The sequence below is a fragment of the Humibacillus xanthopallidus genome (assembly GCF_006717145.1).
Classification (GTDB): domain Bacteria; phylum Actinomycetota; class Actinomycetes; order Actinomycetales; family Dermatophilaceae; genus Humibacillus; species Humibacillus xanthopallidus.
On record NZ_VFQF01000001.1, the window covers coordinates 1,814,338 to 1,830,670 of the forward strand.

Sequence of the window (16,333 nt, forward strand, 5' to 3'; positions counted from 1 at the left end):
AGGAACGACCATGACCCAGGCAGCCACCTCGCCCGTGCGGATCGAGGCCGTCGACTCCCCCGACCAGCCCACCCCCAGCCCCGAGCTCGAGGCGCTCTACCGCGGCTTCGAGGACGAGCTCCTCGTGCCGCTGTGGACCGAGATCGGCGACCTCATGCCAGCCCACCCGCAGAGCAAGGCCACCCCGCACCGCTGGCAGTGGCAGACGTTGCTCGACCTCGCCGACCGGGCCTGCCACCTCGTGCCCGTCGGTCGTGGCGGTGAACGCCGGGCGATCGCCCTGGCGAACCCCTCGCTCGGCGGCCGGCCCTTCGCGACGCCGACGCTCTGGGCCGCGATCCAGTACCTCATGCCCGGCGAGGACGCCCCCGAGCACCGGCACACGCAGAACGCGTTCCGCTTCGTCGTCGAGGGCGAGGGCGTGTGGACCGTCGTCGGCCAGGACCCCGTGCCGATGAACCGCGGAGACTTCCTGCCCCAGTCCGGCTGGAACCTGCACGCGCACCACAACGCGGCCGCGAAGCCGATGGCGTGGATCGACGGGCTCGACATCCCCTTCCAGTACTACACGGAGTCCCAGTTCTTCGAGTTCGGCCGCGACGAGATCTCCGACGCCGAGCGCGCCACCCCCGAGCGCTCCCGCTCGCAGCGGCTGTGGGGCCACCCGGGCCTGCGCCCCGTCTCCGTCCCCGGACCGATGCCGGCCAGCCCGCTGCTCGCCTACCGCTGGGCAGACACCGACCTCGCGCTCCAGGACCAGCTCGACCTCGAGGACGAGGGGTATGCCGCCACCGTCGAGCCGGGGCACGCCGCGGTCCGCTTCACCAACCCCACGAACGGCGGCGACGTCCTGCCGACCATCCGCACGGAGTTCCACCGGGTGCGCAGCGGCACCGAGACCGCGCCGCGCAAGGAGGTCGGCTCCTCCGTCTTCCAGGTCTTCGACGGCTCCGGCACCGTGACCGTCGCTGACACGACGTGGAGCGTCAGCCGCGGCGACCTCTTCGTCGTGCCGTCGTGGCAGCCGCTGTCGGTCCGCTCCGATGCGTCCGCCTCCGACTCCGACTCCGGCGCCCTCGACCTCTTCCGCTTCAGCGACTCGCCGATCTTCGAGGCGCTGAACCTCGCCCGCACCTCTGTCACCGCACCGCACGAAGGACCCTCCCGATGAAGCTCGCCACCCTCCGCAACGCCGACGGCACGACCGAGGCCGTCCGCGTCGACGGCACGACCGCAACCCCTCTCGGCGCACCTGACGTGGGTTCGCTTCTGGCCCAGCCGAACTGGCGCGAGCACGCCGAAGCGGCAGCCGGCGCGACGGTCGACCTCGGCGCGGCGGCATACGCCCCCGTCGTGACCCGGCCCGGCAAGGTCGTCTGCGTCGGGCTCAACTACCGCACCCACATCCTCGAGATGGGTCGGGACCTGCCGCAGTTCCCGACCCTCTTCAGCAAGTACGCCGAGACCCTCATCGGTGCGCACGACGACATCCAGCGGCCCGTCGAGACCGACGAGCTCGACTGGGAGTGCGAGCTCGCCGTCATCATCGGTGCACCCGTGCGGCGCGCGACGACCGCGGAGGCAGAGGCGGCGATCGCCGGCTTCGCGACCCTCAACGACATCACCGCGCGCGACTGGCAGTTCCGCACCAAGGAGTGGCTCCAGGGCAAGAACTGGGAGGCGACGACCCCGGTCGGCCCCTGGCTCGTCACGCCCGACGAGCTGCCCGGCGGCGTGCGGCCGACGCTGGCCATCCGCACCGAGGTCGACGGCGAGGTCGTGCAGGACGACACCACGAGCGACCTGCTCTTCGACCCCGTCGCGCTCGTCGAGTACATCTCGACGATGATCACGCTCCAGCCCGGCGACCTCATCGCCTCCGGGACCCCCGGCGGGGTCGGGCACGCCCGCAAGCCCGCGCGCTACCTCACGGCCGGCCAGAAGGTCGTCACCGAGGTCGAGGGCCTCGGCCGCTGCGAGAACCTCGTCGTGGACGACGGGCGAGACTGATGTCCCCCTCGCACGCGCAGGCCCTCGGCTGGATGCACGAGGGCACGGAGCTCTTCCTCAAGGCGCTCGAGAGCCTCGACGACGAGACGCTCGGCGCTCCCGGACCCCTGCCCGGCTGGACGGGAAAGCACGTCGTCGCCCACGTGGCCGCGAACGCCGAAGCGCTCGGCAACCTCGTGCACTGGGCGAGCACGGGCGAGGAGACGCCGATGTACTCCTCCCCCGAGCAGCGGAACGCCGACATCGACGCGGGGTCGCAGCGGCCTGTGGACGACCTGCGACGCTGGCCGGCCGCATCGGCCGGCAGACTGGCAGAGTCCCTCAACACGCTCGCCCCGGAGCAGTGGGCGCGTGAGGTCCGCACCGCCCAGGGCCGCACCGTCCCGGCGACGGAGATCGCGTGGATGCGCTCCCGCGAGGTCATGGTCCACGCCGTCGACCTCGGCGGGGCGGTGACCTTCGCCGACCTGCCCGCCGCCTTCGACGCGGCCCTGCTCGACGACGTCGCCGCGAAGCGCTCGACGGGTGCGGACGGCCCCGCCCTCGTGCTCGCGCCGGTCGACGACGACCGCACGTGGGCCGTCGCGGGAGCCGGCCGGCCGGCGACCGTCCGTGGCCCGCTCGCGCAGCTCACGGCATACCTCAGCGGCCGACCGGCCACCGGACTGCACGCCGACGACGGCGTGCCCACCCTCCCCCGCTGGCTCTGACCGCGGTTGTTCTCGAAAGGACTTGTCATGACCATTCTCAGCACGGACGTCGCCGAGGTCGCCGACGTCACGAACGGCGCCGGCGCCCCTGACGTCATCGTCGTCGGCGGCGGCATCGGCGGACTCGCCAACGCCCTCGCCCTCACCCAGAAGGGCCTGCGCGTGCGGGTCCTCGAGCGGGCGGCCGAGTTCGGCGAGGTCGGCGCCGGCCTCCAGATCGCCCCGAACTGCACCCGCATCCTCGAGCACTGGGGACTGCTCGACGAGGCGAAGAGCCTCGGCGTCCTCCCGGAGAACATCGTCATGAAGGACGCGGTCGACGGCTCCGAGCTCACCCGGCTCGACCTCAAAGATGTCGAGGCGAGGTATGGCGCGCCCTACATGGTCATCCACCGCAGCGACCTGCACGGGACGCTCCTGCGAGCCTGCCAGCGTGCCGGGGTCGACCTCGTGACCGACGTCGCGGTGACGGGCTACGACCAGCAGGACGGGCGCGCCTCGGCGATCCACGCCGGCGGCCGCGAGACGGCTGCCGTCGTCATTGCAGCGGACGGGATCCGCTCTGTCGCAAGGCCGCTCCTCGCCGACGACGAGCCGGTCAGCTCGTCCTACGTCGCATACCGCGGAGCGGTGCCCGCGCCGCAGGTCGAGGCGCTCGGCGTCTCGATGCGCGACGTCGTCGTCTACGTCGGGCCCAAGTGCCACTTCGTGCAGTACCCCCTGCGCGGCGGCGAGATGTTCAACCAGGTCGCAGTCTTCGAGTCGCCCAAGGCCCTTGCGGGAGAGTCGGACTGGGGCACCCCCGACGAGCTCGACCACGCCTTCGCCGACACGTGCGAAGAGGTGCGAGCCGGGCTGCCCCTCATGTGGCGCGACCGCTGGTGGCGGATGTTCGACCGTGAACCGATCCCGACATGGGTCACCGGGCGCATCGCGCTCTCGGGCGACTCCGCCCACGCACCGCTGCAGTACCTCGCCCAGGGTGCGGTCATGGCGATGGAGGACGCCTACGTCCTCTCGGAGCACATCGGCTCACAGCTCGCAGCCGGCGCGACAGCCGAGACCCTCGACTGGGACGCCGCCCTCGCGGCCTACGACGCCGTACGCCCCGAACACTGCCGCCGGGTCCTTACGACCGCCCGCGCCTGGGGCGAGCTGTGGCACCACGTGGGCGACCAGCGGCTCTGGCGCAACGAGGTGATGCGCTCACGCGACGTGCAGGACTACTCCTTCGTCGACTGGCTCTACGGGCCGACCGCCCTCACCCCCGAGCAAGAGCCCGCGATGTTCGAGCCGCTCGTCGCCCGCGACTCCGTTCCGTCCGGCGTCTGAGCCCGGGACCGACGCCCGTCCGACGTCGGGGGGCCTCCGATCCTGCGCCAGTCGGCACAACCGGCGAAGCGCCACTCGGTTCGCCTGGGCGGGGACCGGCCAAGTGACGTCGGATCAGAACGGCTCGGGTCGGCTTCCGGGTCATGAAGTCGGTCTTGACGAGTATGCGGAACTCAATCGGCGTGCCCCCGAGGACAGGGTCGCATCGAGATAAGCGCGCCCTCCTGGGCCTCCGGCTCGTGGCCCCGGCGCTTCAGACGGCGGCCTCTCCTGACGAGCTCGCCACATCACCGTCTACAGCCGTCACTGGGAGTCACGCCTGATCCGCCGGGCCGCAACCCCCACACATACTCCGCAGTGCAGCTCCTCCGATGCCGAACCACATGGTCGCTCATCCGGGACCAGCAGGTACCAGTTCGCGGAGTCACTTGAGTGGCCTTGGTGCAGGTCTGGTGCATGCGCGTCGACGCCGTGGTGCATTTCCGGAGGTCAGCGGCACAGTTGATGGGCGCCCCCGGCAGGACTCGAACCTGCGACCAAGAGATTAGAAGGCTCTTGCTCTATCCGCTGAGCTACAGGGGCTCGCCACCCGTGGCGGGCGACGTCCCATGATAGGCAAGCGGGGCGGCTGCGCCCGCTCAGGTCACGGGAGAGCCGACGAAGTCGCGACGGTGCGCCGTGATCGACTCGAGCAGGACCAGCTCTCGCTGGGAGGCGTCGCCCTCGGCGGTGCCGTGGACCAGCCTCGAGCGCAGCAGGGCGAGATCGCTCGCGCTGTCCTGGAAGGCCTGCATCGAGCGCTTCGCGGCGGTGCCGCCGGCCCTGCGGGCCCACGCCCGGGCGTCGCGTCGCTGGGCGAGCGAGGAGAGCATCGCCACCTCGCCGTGCGTGAGCCAGCCCGCATCGGCATAGGGCGAGAGGTACTGCCCGATCAGGCGACCCTCCCGGCGGCGCAGCCACACGACGAAGCCGATGAAGGCGAGGAAGAGCGGCACCTGGTAGGTGAGGTAGGCCTCGACGAAGCCCTCGAGGCCCGCGAGGGTGGAGAAGTTCCACAGCCCGTGCAGGAGCATCGCGCAGAACCAGCCGCCGAGCACCGCGAGGACCCGCACGAGCGGCCGTCGTGCGGTGACGGCGATGCCGATGCCGATGCCGGTGAGGGCTGTGAAGAGCGGGTGCCCGAACGGGCCCATGATCCCGCGCACGATGAAGGTGCCGGTGAGGCCCTCGTCTCCGTAGAGGTCGTAGGCACGTCCGAGGTAGAGGATGTTCTCGCTGAAGGCGAAGCCGGCACCGATGATGCCGCCGTAGACGATCCCGTCGATGATCCCGTCGAACTCGCGGCGCCGCAGCAGGTAGATGAGCAGGATCCCGAGCCCCTTGAGGGTCTCCTCGGTGAACGGCGCGAGGTAGACGGCGCCGGTCGCGAAGGGGTCGGTCCAGCGGGACTCGACGAGCAGGCGCAGCCCGTAGGTGTTGAGGAAGAAGGCGCCGACGACAGCGACGAGCGCGCCCCACAGGAACGCGAAGACGAGGTAGCGGGCCGGCTCGGCCTCGTAGCGGTCGAGCCAGAGCAGGGTCGGCACGATGATGAGGAGCGGGATGACCGACAGGAGCGCGGCCGTCACGATGGTCTGCGCCGTCAGCCGGTCACCGAGGATGATGAGCAGGACGAGCAGGGCGACAAGGAAGACCGCGCCGACGACACCGATGGTGATCGCCGTGCGCAGCATCGGTCGTCGGGTCGGGTTGGGCAGCGGACTCCATTGCGGCTGCTGGGCATTCGCTCCCCCGCCGCTCGGCTGACCGGTCGTCACGTCCCCTGAGGTCATCCCCGCAGGCTAGTGCAGTCCTGCGCGCCCCGGGTCGAGCCGACCGGCGATGGCACCGGGTGCCTTTATGGTGGAGCCGTGAGCGACTCCAACCACAGGGCCATGGCAGACCGGATCGTCTGGATCGACTGCGAGATGACTGGTCTCTCTCTGCGCGCAGACGCGCTGGTCGAGGTCGCGGCGCTCGTCACGGACTTCGAGCTCAACCAGCTCGGAGACGGCATCGACGTCGTCATCAAGCCGCCGGCCGAGGCGCTCGAGCAGATGGACCCCTTCGTCCGCGACATGCACACGACTTCAGGCCTCATCACCGAGTTCGACTCGGGGGTGACGCTGCAGGAGGCCGAGCACATCGTGCTCGACTACATCCGCACCTTCGTGCCCGAGCCGCGCAAGGCCCCCCTCGGCGGCAACACGGTCGCCACCGACCGCGGCTTCCTCCTGCGCGACATGCCCGACCTCGAGGCCTACCTCCACTACCGCATCATCGACGTCAGCTCGATCAAGGAGCTGTCGCGCCGGTGGTATCCGCGGGTCTACTTCAACGCTCCCAAGAAGTCGGGCGGCCACCGGGCGCTCGCCGACATCCGTGAGTCGATCGCCGAGCTGCGTTACTACCGCCAGGCCGTCTTCGTGCCCCAGCCCGGTCCGGACAGCGCGACCGCGAAGGCGCTCGCGCAGCCCCACGTCATCGAGCACTGACCCGGCCGGACGGCATACGGGCGGGTTGCGGAGGCTGACGGGCGGCCTGGCGGGCGGCTCGGGAGGGCTTCCGAGAAGCCCGTATGCCGTCCGGCCCGGGGTGGTCATCACCACCCTCGGGCAGCCTGTACGATTGTCGACGCAGTCCCACGACGCCGAGCCTCCAGGCCCGGCTCGTCCTGTGCATGGTGGGTGTAGCTCAGCTGGTAGAGCACCTGGTTGTGGTCCAGGTGGCCGCGGGTTCAAGTCCCGTCACTCACCCCATGGTTCCTGTTCGGTCAGGACGAATCTGTGGCCCGCCACCCTCTCTGACGAGGGTGGCGGGCCACAGACGTCTCCGGCCCGGGTGCTGTGTCTGCCGGCCTTCTCTGCGGCGGCCCAGGGCTAGGCTGGTGCTCAGCGGAGGCTCGCGCCGGGCGCTCGGGACGGGCGCCGGCGCCTCCGTCCGGAGAGGGAGTGCGATGACCCGTCACGAGACGCCGCCGCAGCCCGCGCCGTCGCGCATGACCGAGTTCCAAGGCCACCCGCTGGTCGTGGCCGTCACCGAGAAGCCGGAGCCTCTCGTCGTGCTCACGGCCGCGTCGCTGGCGCGAGCGACCGGCGCAGACGCGCTCTACCTCGCCTTCGCCGACCCCTCGCGCTACGTCGACGAGGAGCTCCCCGACGGGTCGGTCCGCCACCACTCCATCGACTCGGACCTCGGCGACGAGCTGTGGCCGGACCGGGAGCGCCGGATCATCCACTGGGTGAGCGAGGCGATGAGTGGCTCCGAGACGCCGTGGCACTTCCGCTACCTCGCCGGGCGGGCGGACCGCGCCCTGACGCACCTCGCGCGTGCCGTCGACGCCGCCGCCTTCGTCGTCGGCACGCAGACGCGGCCGCACCGGCGGGCCCGCGACTTCGTGGCGCAGTCCCTGTCGATGCAGCTCGCTCACCGCCAGCACCGGCCGGTCCTCGTCGTGCCGCTCGTCGTCGTGGACTGGCACGCACCGGCGCCGTGGGAGTGAGGGTCTCGTCGGGTCCGGCGCGCGGCTCCGCCCGGGGCCTAGACGATTTTGTGACGGCCCGTGGCGGCTGCTAACGTTTCCCCTCGTTGCGCCGCTAGCTCAATTGGCAGAGCAAGTGACTCTTAATCACTGGGTTCGGGGTTCGAGTCCCTGGCGGCGCACTCGTCAAGGCTGGCCACAGCCTCGTCGTTGCCCGAGAGTGCTCGTCGCTCTCGGGCTTCGGCGTTCCAAGCACACTTTTACCGTCCGCCTTTGCCTCCAACCGAGGTGACAACGGGCACCCACGGGCAGTCGCAACCCAGCACCGATGCTTCGTTTCCGCCCTCACCGGGCGCTTGCAGGCGGAGACGCGCCGTGTGACTCGTATCGCGAAGGTTCGGGCTGACGTCCGGGTCGCAGCCTGAACCCCACAGCTGAATGCTGCGCCAGCACGCACGGCATCCACCCTCGGCTGGGCGCGGCAGGTGCTGTCCCATCTGGTCATTTCCGCGGAAGTCCGCGCCCTGACGGGTGGACACTGGTGCCATTCGGGGTCGGGCAGGAGTCCGCGTGAGGCGCAGGTTGGGATGCTGGGGCGTGTGGCTGGTCGCGGCCGCGGCGTCGCTGACGTCCGCGTGTTCGGGTACGACTGCCGTGACCCCGACCCCGACATCGTCGTCGCCCGCTGTCACATCGAGCGCGTCTGTCGTTCCTGGGGCGCCGTACCACTGGATCGTCTACCAGCCGGCGCGGGAGGAGGGGCTGCGGATCGCCCGAACGGACGGCGGCGGCGCCTACTACCAGGTCGACGGGCCTGCCGGTGTGCTGACGAACCCCGACTGGTCACCGGACGGTTCATCTGTCATCTTCGCTGTGCAGCGGGGCGGCTCGTCGGCCGCGTGGCAGGCCGATGCGGACGGCGGTAACGCGCGCCCCCTTCTGGAGTGTGCTGCCCCGTGCCAGGGGATCTTCGACCCTTCCTTCTCTCCCTCCGGCTCGGAGATCGCCGTCGCGGCCATGGACCGGACCGGCGCGGCAACCATAGACATCTACCAGCCGGCGACGGGCCACCGTCGCATGATCGCCACCCCGGCACGCAACGACTTCTTCGCGCAGCCGCGGTACGCCCCGGGCGGCGATCGGCTGGTGGCGGAGCTGTTCCACCGCGACGGCGGCCGTGAGGGGTCCCCGGTGACCGGGTCGAGTCTCGTCATCGTCGATCTGGCCACGGGGACGGCCGGCAGGCCACTGACCGACCCGCTGCTCCTTGCCGAACACTCCGACTGGGGCGACGGCGGACTCATCGTCTTCGACCAGCGTCTGAAGCCGTCCTCCGACACGACAGACGTGTTCACCATCAAGCCCGACGGGTCCGGGCTCACCCGGCTGACTCGGTTCGCGGACACAGGTGGCAGTGCAGGCCAACCGTCCTGGACCCCGGACGGACGAGTGCTGTTCACGGTGCAGTCGACGCCGACGGCCGAGTACACACTGATGACCATCGACCTGACCGGCCGCCACCTGACACCAGCCATCGACGGCCGCACGGTTGCCGGTGTCCACGCCCGGATGGCCGCCAGAAACTAGGACCAGCGGGTTGCTCGACCACCACCGGACGAGCACAGCGGCCGGCACCCGTGAGCCGCCGCGAGTGACAGCAACGTCTCCTCAGGCTGCGCTCGCCGAGTCGCGCCAGAACGGCGAGCACACTGCGACACCTGCCCCACTCATCGCAGTCGAGCAGCGGTGGGTCGTCTGGCCCGACACCACCCAGTCTGAGAGCGGCGGGGCTGGCATCGTCCTCGGCGGGAGGGTCGTACGTGCCCTCGACCGAGGCCCTGGCGCCTGCGGCACACCGGCCACGAAGCGGCAGTGTCCGGGCAGCCGCGGGTCGGCCTCAGGAACCAGAACGGTGGAGCAGTCTGTCTGTAGTGGCCAACACCCGGAAGGCAGCACGTTGCAGGGGGACGGGCGGCCCGGCCAAGTACATGTCGTGAGCGAGACCCAGCCGGGCCGAGACCGGCAGCGAGGGCATGCCCTTGGAGTTCACGCGACCCTCGCGGGCGAGACGGAAGAACTCATCGAAGAACTGCTCGATGCCATCGCCTGGCGTGAAGGTGATGCGCACTCTGGCCGCCGCGCCACCGTACGGAGCCCACGCGTGCGGGTTGCCAGCAGGCACGACGACGGTCTCACCCGGGCCGCACATCGATTCCTCACCTCGGCATCGCAGCAGGATGCGGCCTTCGAGGACCTGGAACTTCTCCTCTTGGGAACGATGAATGTGCTCGGCCGCCAAGAATGCAGTGGGGCTCAGCTCGAGGTCCATTTCGGCGAGCGCACCGCCGGTCTGTTCGCTCGTCCGCACGAACGTGATTCGCTCCCCGGTGACCGGGTTCTCAATCACATCACCGACGTTGAACATCATCGGAACCTAACAGAGCTCGGCCCGGCTCGTCCCATATGCGCTGATTTCACGCGCCGCAAGCGAGACGCCGAGCCGAGAAGCTGAGCACGCCCCTGACTGGGACTGCGCGACTTACCGCCGCCAGCCGGGCGCACATCCCGAATCCCACGCCCGGGGGTCGGGGGTCCGGGCGACGGTCTACTCGTCTGCATATAGTCACGGAATGACAAGAACGACTGTGTCGGGGGCAGTTGGTCAGGGCACGGGCCGTCGGCTTTCGTACGTCGCCTTTGCCGCCGTCATCGTGGTCTACCTGGCAATCATTCAGGTCGGTGGCCTCATCGTCAGGAACGCCTTCGGTGCAGAGCGCGACACGATGACCACGACGTACGGCGTCCTCGTATCCATGGTGCTGCCCCTAGGGGTCGCCTTGCTCTTCGTGTACGGCGTCGTGGCCTATCTGGGCTGGTGGCAACCTGTGCTGCGCGACGACCGTCCGGTCCGCCTCTGGGTCATGATCGTGCCTGCCATCTTGGTGGTCGCGATCCTCCTGGCGATCAACTATGGGGCGCTGCTCGGCAAGGGATTCGCCTTCATCTTGGTGTTCCTGCTTGCTACTCAGCTCGTCGGCTGGGGCGAGGAGGGGCTCTTCCGCGGTATCGGGGTTACCGTCCTTCGACAGCACGGGCTGCGAGAGGGACAGGTCGCGCTGTGGTCCAGCCTCATCTTTGGAGCGGCGCACCTGAGCAACGCGATCGGATCAGGCGTGTCGGCGCTGCCTCAAGCCCTCGTCGTCAGCTTCGCCGGCTACTTCTTCTACCTGACCCGCCGAGTGTCGGGCGGCAACATCCTGAACTCCGTTCTGCACGGCCTCTTCGACTTCTCCCTTCTCACAGGCACCGCGATTCTGGCTAACCAGGGGTCCTACCCGGGCACGCTCGCGCCGATCCTTGTCTACATCGTCCTTGCCGTGCTCCTTCTGGTCCGACGCCGCAAGATCGAGCCGGCGGGTGACCCGACCGGCGGGACTGCCTGACACCCCGCACCGGAGAGCTGCAACCACCCTCTTGATTCGCAAGCCCCATCGGCTAGAGCCACAGGCCCCCACGATGAGCAGTCTGCTCGACAAGCCGCACATCTGCCTCGCTGCCCGCGTCGACCAGCTGCGTCTCCCCCGCCGCCTGACGGGCGCGTGCGTTTCACCCGCATAGTGCCACCCAGCCTCCAACGAGGGGAGAGCGCTGCCGTCACGGCGAACCGGTATGTCATCCCGAGCGCGCACGACGTGTGCTCCCGAGCACAGACGCGGTCCGGTGCACGTAAGCACACTGAGGCATGACCACGACCAAGCACCCGCAGCACCGCGACAGCAAGAGAAGGAATCGCGCCAAGCGGTCGTTCAAGAAGTGGGCCCCGGCGAAGTCCCCGGCGCAGCGAGCCGCGGCGAAGGCGGCGGCGGAGCAGCTCGCGGCCGAGGAAGCGACCGCCGCGTCAAACCCGCCCGAGCAGGCTCATCGCCGCAAGAGCCTCGCGTGCCGCTTGGGTTGGCATCACTGGGAGTCCACACGCGCCAAGGCCCAGAGGTTCCGTGAGTGCACCCAGTGCGGTCGACGCGGGTACTACGGGTGGCATGGCGACGGGGGCGGCCGTGACGACGAGGGCGACGACAATGAGAGCTGGCAGGACTATGACCCCGGAGCCGGACACGCGGGGCACAGCGGGTGGTTCGACGGAGGCGACGGAGGCGACGCGGGCGACGGAGGCGACGGAGGCGACGCGGGCGACGGAGGCGACGGAGGCGACTGGGGTGGGGAGTGAGTCCCGCCGGCGGCCCGCCCGACACGTTCTCGACAACGACGCCGCATGCGTCATGTCAGTCGATGGGCGCGTAGCCCATTCCGCCGCGAGACGGTCTCATCGGCCTCGATGGGGACGGAACTGGCGATAGTGTTCTTGGCTGTCGGAGCGAGGCGTCTCGTGAGCTGCCGGTGAGGATGTGAGGGGCCGTGTCGACAGACTTCGAGGTAGTGGCGCCGCACCCCGCTGACGCCGACGAGCTGGCCGCGGTCCACGTTCAGGCGTGGCAGGAAGCCTACGGTGAGCTGCTCCCGGAGCGTTTCTACGATGACGCCGCGCGCGCGAGTCGGCGGGTGATGTGGTCGGGTCGGCTCTCGGCGGAGGATGCCGGCGAGCGGGTCCGTGTCGCCCGGCACGAGGGCCGAATCGTGGGGTTCGTCGTGCACGGTCCGTCCGCCGAGCATCAAGGTCACCCGCCGGTGCGCGATGAGCAGCTGTACGCGCTCTACGTGTTGTCCAGCTGCTACGGCCACGGGGTGGGTCAGGCTCTGCTTGACCAGGCTCTCGGTGAGCGGCCCGCCCAGCTGTGGGTGGCCAAGGACAACGCGCGGGCTCGAGGGTTCTACGAGAAGAACGGATTCACCGCCGACGGGACCGAGCAGGTCGATCCAGATCTTGACGGGCTGGCCGAGATACGTATGGTGCGGTAGGCGGACGCTGCCGCCTTCACGACAGCGATGTCGGACATCCCGCGCGACGCCAAGTACTTCCGGCGCCTCCGCGCCTGCCGGGAGGATGCGCCTCACCATCTGGCCGATGAGCGGGTGGCTGCCGAACGGCTCTGCCCGTCAGCGGCCCCCTGGGGGTTGGACTTTCCTGGGTCGGCGCCTCAGGGGCCGACGGAATCGACGACCTCGCCCAGCGGCATACGGTGAACGTGGGCGGATGCTGGCGCTTCGGGCACGAACCCGAGCTGCACCTGGTACCGCGTTTCACCCGGCTGCGCGAGGCCGACCGACCAACGGCCCTCGGTCTGGTGGTGCTCCTCGTCGGTGAGGGAAAGACCCTGAGGGTCGACACCCGGGAACGCGTGCGCCACCGCAGCCCGTGCTCCGCTGATGGCATCGCCCCTCGAGAGCGCGCCTTGAGCCGGTGGCGACGATCGCGCCAACACGGCGAAGGCAGCCCGCACAACACCAGTGAGATCTCTGACAGGTGAGTCGATGGGCGCGTTCTCGTCGTCGGCGAGGAGTATCGACAGGTGCGCCTCACCCAGGCCGTTGTGGTCGCTGCGGTGCGATCGGGCGACGTCGACCACCCACGAGGGCGGACCGCCGGCTGCATCGAGAACCGGCTCCAGGCACTCCAGGAGGGACACCTCGTCGAATCGACCACCCCCGCCCGCCGCGTCGCTGGCGGGCGTGAGGTCCACGAGGTAAACGTCGTGCGGCATCTCGTCGAGAGATCGCGCGCGGGCGACGGTGACTCGGAGGCTGGCGACATGTCCCTGACGAAGCGAGGTGAGCATGACCCCAGCCTTCACCCGTCGCGCCTTGCGGACAACGACGGCCCGCGGGCGTCCTTACGCCGCATGATGACCTTTCTGACGGTCGGCCGGCGGGACGTCGGGTGGAGCGGCAGAGGAAACCTCCCGTGGGCAGCGTCGATTCGGCGTGGCCGGAGAGGTCGCGTGACGCGGGCTCGTTCGCGCCGCCGAGGGATTGGTTTGCCTGGAGGCCACGTCGACGTTCGGTGTTGAAGCCCGCCCCGCGTGGATCCGTCTGGACGCATGGTGCACCGCTGCGTCTAGGGCCGTCTCCCTACACAGATCTGGAGAGGGTCGAGCGCAGAGCGTCGGCGCCATCGCCGGTGAGGTGGTCGAGGGCGGCGTCGCGGCCGGTGAGCAGGAGCAGGAGTGCGCCGATGGGCCCGGCAATCTCGGGTCCATGGCCACGGGTCCAGTCTGTGTCGGTGGCGGTGAGTCGGGAGTCGTCGATCGGGATGCGGCGGTTGACGCCCGCGAGCCACGTGTGCCGAGTGTCCCACCGGCGAGTGGCGGCAACAGCGGCCGCGGTCGCTCGCATCGGGAGCTCGAGCCCGAGCGGGATCGCGATGTCCTGGCTGTGGACGAGGATGTCGGTCAGTGTCTCCAAGGGTGTGACGAAGGCGTTGTGACGCCGGGACCCGATCCCCGCCCTGATCCGCGCGATGATCTCGGCGGTGGGCAGCAGCTGCGCTTGAAGCACGGCCGAATCGTGGATGGTCGCGTTGAGCGTCACGCTGCGCAGCATTCGGGGGTTGCGCAGGACGAAAGCGACGGCATCACGGATGCTCTGCTGCTGCATGGTCAGGTGGGCGGCGACGTCGCGAACGGTCCAGCCCTCGCACAGGGACCCCTGCCCCCATTGGTCATCCGCGAGCTCCTCGAGCAGGTCCGCGGTGCGTGCTCGCTGGTCGTCGATCGCGGACCACACGGCGTCCGCTTCGGCTGATGTCAGCATGGTCATGGGTTGTCCTCCTCAGGTGAAGATCGGGGGGTGCGTTCGGGTGCGCTTGAGCTCGAAGAACTGTGGGTAGCCGGCCAGCAGCCGCGCCCCGTCGAAGACCTGGACCGCTTCCTCGCCGCGAGGGATCGCGTTCAAGACCGGCCCGAAGAACGCTGCGCCGTCGATCGAGGTGATCGGGGTGCCCGCCTCGCCACCCACCAGGGAGACACCCTTCTCGTGGCTTCGGCGCATCTGCCCGTCGTGCTCGTCGGAGTCCATGACATCCTCGAGGCCGTCCGGCAGGTCCACCCGTGCGAGCGTTGTTCTGATGACCTCGTGGTACTCGGCGGCGGATGGTCGCCGCCAGTGGTCGAAGACGATCTCGCCGAACGCGGTATAGAACCGTTCGAGCAGCTCGTTGCCGTACATCGACGCCACGGCGGCCGCGACGCGGGCCGGTCCGCGCGAGGCCTCGACGTTGCGTCGGTACGCCGGGGCGACGTCGGTCCGGTGCTCGTTGAGCAGGTACAGGCTCATCACGTGGTGGCGCACCGTCAGTCGCCGGAGGTGCCCGGCTTCGTGCAGCCATCGCGACGCAGTCCACGAGTACGGACACACCGGGTCGAACCAGAACTCGACGACACTCGGGTGCACCGGCGCACTCATGAGGTCTCCTCAGCTCGCTACGATGGTCCCATGATCGAACCACTATAGTTCGATTGTGGGACTATGAGAAGAGGTCCGCGGATGGCACGGCAACTGCCGAGCAGCCTGCTGATGTTCATCGCCTCACGCGCCGCTGCGAAGCGGATCCTTGATGCCCTGCATGACGCCGGGTTCGACGACGTGACCATCGCACAGAGCCGGCTCATGATGGGCATCGATCCCGACGGAACCCGTCTGAGCGTCCTGGCCGACCGCGCCCAGATCGCCAAGCAGACAGCGACCGCCCTCGTTGACAAGCTCGAGAAGGCCGGCTACGTCGAGCGGGTGCCAGACCCCTCCGACGGGCGGGCACGACTGGTGCGAATGACTTCTCGCGCGGAGGCCGCACTGCCACTGGCGCGCGCCGAGGAGGATCGCATCGAGGCCGAGTGGCGCGCTCACCTCGGCCCCGAGCTCATGGACCACCTCCGGGACGCCTTGAGCGCGTTGCGAGACATCACCGACCCCTACCAGTAGCCCAAGCCCCAGCATCAAGGACGAAACCACCGCGGACCTTCCGCCGTCACCGCACCTCGTGCCTCGCCCGCGGCTGCTCGTCGGGGCGACGGCCCGAGATGCCGAAGACCGAAGCCATGTGTTCCCGCCGCGAGCCGACCACGCTTGTGTCGGCGTCACGTCGTCTCGCCGCTGCTGCACCAGCAGGACGCGTGAGGGGGTAGACCATTCCTATAGTGGGCTGATGACGAGCGCCTTCGGCTTCACGCCCGGCCAACCACCAGAGTGGGACATCGAGCGCTTCATGCGCGGCGACGAGGTCGATACGGCTGTGATCACCCTGGAGCGCAACCGGCGCGCCTTCGCGTGGAAGTGCGCCGATCTGGGTGCTGAGGGGCTGGCTCTGCGACTCGGCGCGTCGTCGGTGACGCTGGGAGGCCTGCTCAAACACCTCGCATGGGTCGAGGAGCTCTATTTCCAGAACCGGCTTTCCGGTCGACAGTTCATGGCGCCCTTCGACCAGCTGGATCTCGAAAGGGACTGGGAGACCTGGGCCTGGATCACGGCGGCCGACGACCCGCCCGATGCTCTGCGTGCCCTCTGGACCGAGACCTTGTACCGCTCGCGCGAGGCGCTAGCGGAAGTGCTGGCCCGCGGCGGGCTGGAGCAGAAGACCGCGGACGGTATGAGCGTGCGCCGGCTGCTCGCCGACATCATCGAGGAGTACGCCCGGCACACCGGGCATGCCGACCTGCTGCGTGAACACGTCGACGGGGCCACGGGAGAAGGCCCTCCGAAGGACTTCCCGGTGCCCTGATTCCTCGCGACCTGGGATGTCTGCCGCGAACAGGCCGCGGAGTGGCTGCCTCGGATGACCGGCTCCGGCGAGGATCTGGCGCCTGAGCGGTGG

General features: G+C 69.5%; 17 protein-coding genes and 3 tRNA genes. 14 read left to right on the forward strand and 6 right to left on the reverse strand.

Annotated features, from left to right (window positions below; genetic code table 11):
- Positions 1-10 precede the first annotated feature (10 nt).
- From FHX52_RS08035 to FHX52_RS08050, 4 genes are read left to right on the forward strand one after another with little or no spacing between them, the layout of a single operon-like run.
- On the forward strand, positions 11-1,171 hold the full coding sequence (locus FHX52_RS08035) for a cupin domain-containing protein (RefSeq protein WP_141821416.1): 1,161 nt from the start codon (positions 11-13) through the stop codon (positions 1,169-1,171).
- Positions 1,168-2,010, forward strand: a complete 843-nt coding sequence (locus FHX52_RS08040) for a fumarylacetoacetate hydrolase family protein (protein WP_141821417.1) — start codon at positions 1,168-1,170, stop codon at positions 2,008-2,010. Before FHX52_RS08035 ends, FHX52_RS08040 begins: the two co-directional genes overlap by 4 nt.
- Positions 2,010-2,720, forward strand: a complete 711-nt coding sequence (locus tag FHX52_RS08045) for a maleylpyruvate isomerase family mycothiol-dependent enzyme (RefSeq protein ID WP_141821418.1) — start codon at positions 2,010-2,012, stop codon at positions 2,718-2,720. Before FHX52_RS08040 ends, FHX52_RS08045 begins: the two co-directional genes overlap by 1 nt.
- 27 nt (positions 2,721-2,747) lie before the next feature.
- Positions 2,748-4,052 (forward strand): FAD-dependent monooxygenase, encoded by a 1,305-nt coding sequence (locus FHX52_RS08050; protein ID WP_141821419.1) that lies wholly within the window; start codon positions 2,748-2,750, stop codon positions 4,050-4,052.
- Between the two features lie 509 nt (positions 4,053-4,561).
- On the opposite strand, the gene FHX52_RS08055 is transcribed toward FHX52_RS08050, so the two are convergent.
- Together FHX52_RS08055 and FHX52_RS08060 are read right to left on the reverse strand one after the other, a co-directional pair.
- Positions 4,562-4,634: transfer RNA gene (locus tag FHX52_RS08055), tRNA-Arg, on the reverse strand.
- A gap of 56 nt (positions 4,635-4,690) precedes the next feature.
- Positions 4,691-5,884, reverse strand: coding sequence for a PrsW family intramembrane metalloprotease (locus FHX52_RS08060; protein ID WP_246069675.1), 1,194 nt, complete (start codon positions 5,882-5,884; stop codon positions 4,691-4,693).
- A gap of 102 nt (positions 5,885-5,986) precedes the next feature.
- Here FHX52_RS08060 and orn point away from each other — a divergent pair, with 102 nt between their 5' ends.
- From orn to FHX52_RS08085, 5 genes are all read left to right on the forward strand, one after another.
- The gene (gene orn / locus FHX52_RS08065) at positions 5,987-6,586 is read left to right on the forward strand and encodes an oligoribonuclease (protein ID WP_141822110.1); all 600 of its coding nucleotides are present in this window, start codon (positions 5,987-5,989) and stop codon (positions 6,584-6,586) included.
- Between the two features lie 188 nt (positions 6,587-6,774).
- Positions 6,775-6,850: transfer RNA gene (locus FHX52_RS08070), tRNA-His, on the forward strand.
- 197 nt (positions 6,851-7,047) lie between these two features.
- Complete coding sequence (locus FHX52_RS08075) at positions 7,048-7,593, forward strand: universal stress protein (protein WP_221630517.1); 546 nt, start codon at positions 7,048-7,050, stop codon at positions 7,591-7,593.
- Between the two features lie 88 nt (positions 7,594-7,681).
- Positions 7,682-7,754, forward strand: a tRNA-Lys gene (locus FHX52_RS08080).
- A gap of 415 nt (positions 7,755-8,169) precedes the next feature.
- A complete protein-coding gene (locus tag FHX52_RS08085; RefSeq protein WP_185747118.1) occupies positions 8,170-9,159 on the forward strand; it encodes a TolB family protein in 990 nt (329 codons plus the stop codon).
- Positions 9,160-9,469: 310 nt separating this feature from the next.
- Here FHX52_RS08085 and FHX52_RS08090 read toward each other — a convergent pair whose 3' ends face one another.
- Complete coding sequence (locus tag FHX52_RS08090) at positions 9,470-10,000, reverse strand: cupin domain-containing protein (protein ID WP_141821421.1); 531 nt, start codon at positions 9,998-10,000, stop codon at positions 9,470-9,472.
- A gap of 202 nt (positions 10,001-10,202) precedes the next feature.
- Here FHX52_RS08090 and FHX52_RS08095 point away from each other — a divergent pair, with 202 nt between their 5' ends.
- The 3 genes from FHX52_RS08095 to FHX52_RS08105 all read left to right on the forward strand — a co-directional run bounded on the left by FHX52_RS08095 (position 10,203) and on the right by FHX52_RS08105 (position 12,486).
- Positions 10,203-11,015 (forward strand): CPBP family intramembrane glutamic endopeptidase, encoded by an 813-nt coding sequence (locus tag FHX52_RS08095; protein ID WP_141821422.1) that lies wholly within the window; start codon positions 10,203-10,205, stop codon positions 11,013-11,015.
- A gap of 299 nt (positions 11,016-11,314) precedes the next feature.
- Positions 11,315-11,797, forward strand: coding sequence for a hypothetical protein (locus FHX52_RS23785; protein ID WP_185747119.1), 483 nt, complete (start codon positions 11,315-11,317; stop codon positions 11,795-11,797).
- 188 nt (positions 11,798-11,985) lie between these two features.
- The gene (locus FHX52_RS08105; RefSeq protein WP_141821423.1) at positions 11,986-12,486 is read left to right on the forward strand and encodes a GNAT family N-acetyltransferase; all 501 of its coding nucleotides are present in this window, start codon (positions 11,986-11,988) and stop codon (positions 12,484-12,486) included.
- A 179-nt stretch (positions 12,487-12,665) separates the two neighbouring features.
- On the opposite strand, the gene FHX52_RS08110 is transcribed toward FHX52_RS08105, so the two are convergent.
- The 3 genes from FHX52_RS08110 to FHX52_RS08120 form a co-directional block, all read right to left on the reverse strand.
- The gene (locus FHX52_RS08110; protein ID WP_141821424.1) at positions 12,666-13,304 is read right to left on the reverse strand and encodes a hypothetical protein; all 639 of its coding nucleotides are present in this window, start codon (positions 13,302-13,304) and stop codon (positions 12,666-12,668) included.
- Between the two features lie 292 nt (positions 13,305-13,596).
- Positions 13,597-14,283, reverse strand: coding sequence for a maleylpyruvate isomerase family mycothiol-dependent enzyme (locus FHX52_RS08115; RefSeq protein WP_221630518.1), 687 nt, complete (start codon positions 14,281-14,283; stop codon positions 13,597-13,599).
- 12 nt (positions 14,284-14,295) lie between these two features.
- Positions 14,296-14,928: a mycothiol-dependent nitroreductase Rv2466c family protein gene (locus FHX52_RS08120; protein WP_141821425.1), complete on the reverse strand. Its 633-nt coding sequence runs from the start codon at positions 14,926-14,928 to the stop codon at positions 14,296-14,298.
- Positions 14,929-15,009: 81 nt separating this feature from the next.
- On the opposite strand from FHX52_RS08120, the gene FHX52_RS08125 reads away from it, so the two are divergent.
- A complete protein-coding gene (locus FHX52_RS08125; RefSeq protein ID WP_141821426.1) occupies positions 15,010-15,444 on the forward strand; it encodes a MarR family winged helix-turn-helix transcriptional regulator in 435 nt (144 codons plus the stop codon).
- A 223-nt stretch (positions 15,445-15,667) separates the two neighbouring features.
- On the forward strand, positions 15,668-16,240 hold the full coding sequence (locus FHX52_RS08130) for a mycothiol transferase (RefSeq protein WP_141821427.1): 573 nt from the start codon (positions 15,668-15,670) through the stop codon (positions 16,238-16,240).
- Positions 16,241-16,333 lie beyond the last annotated feature (93 nt).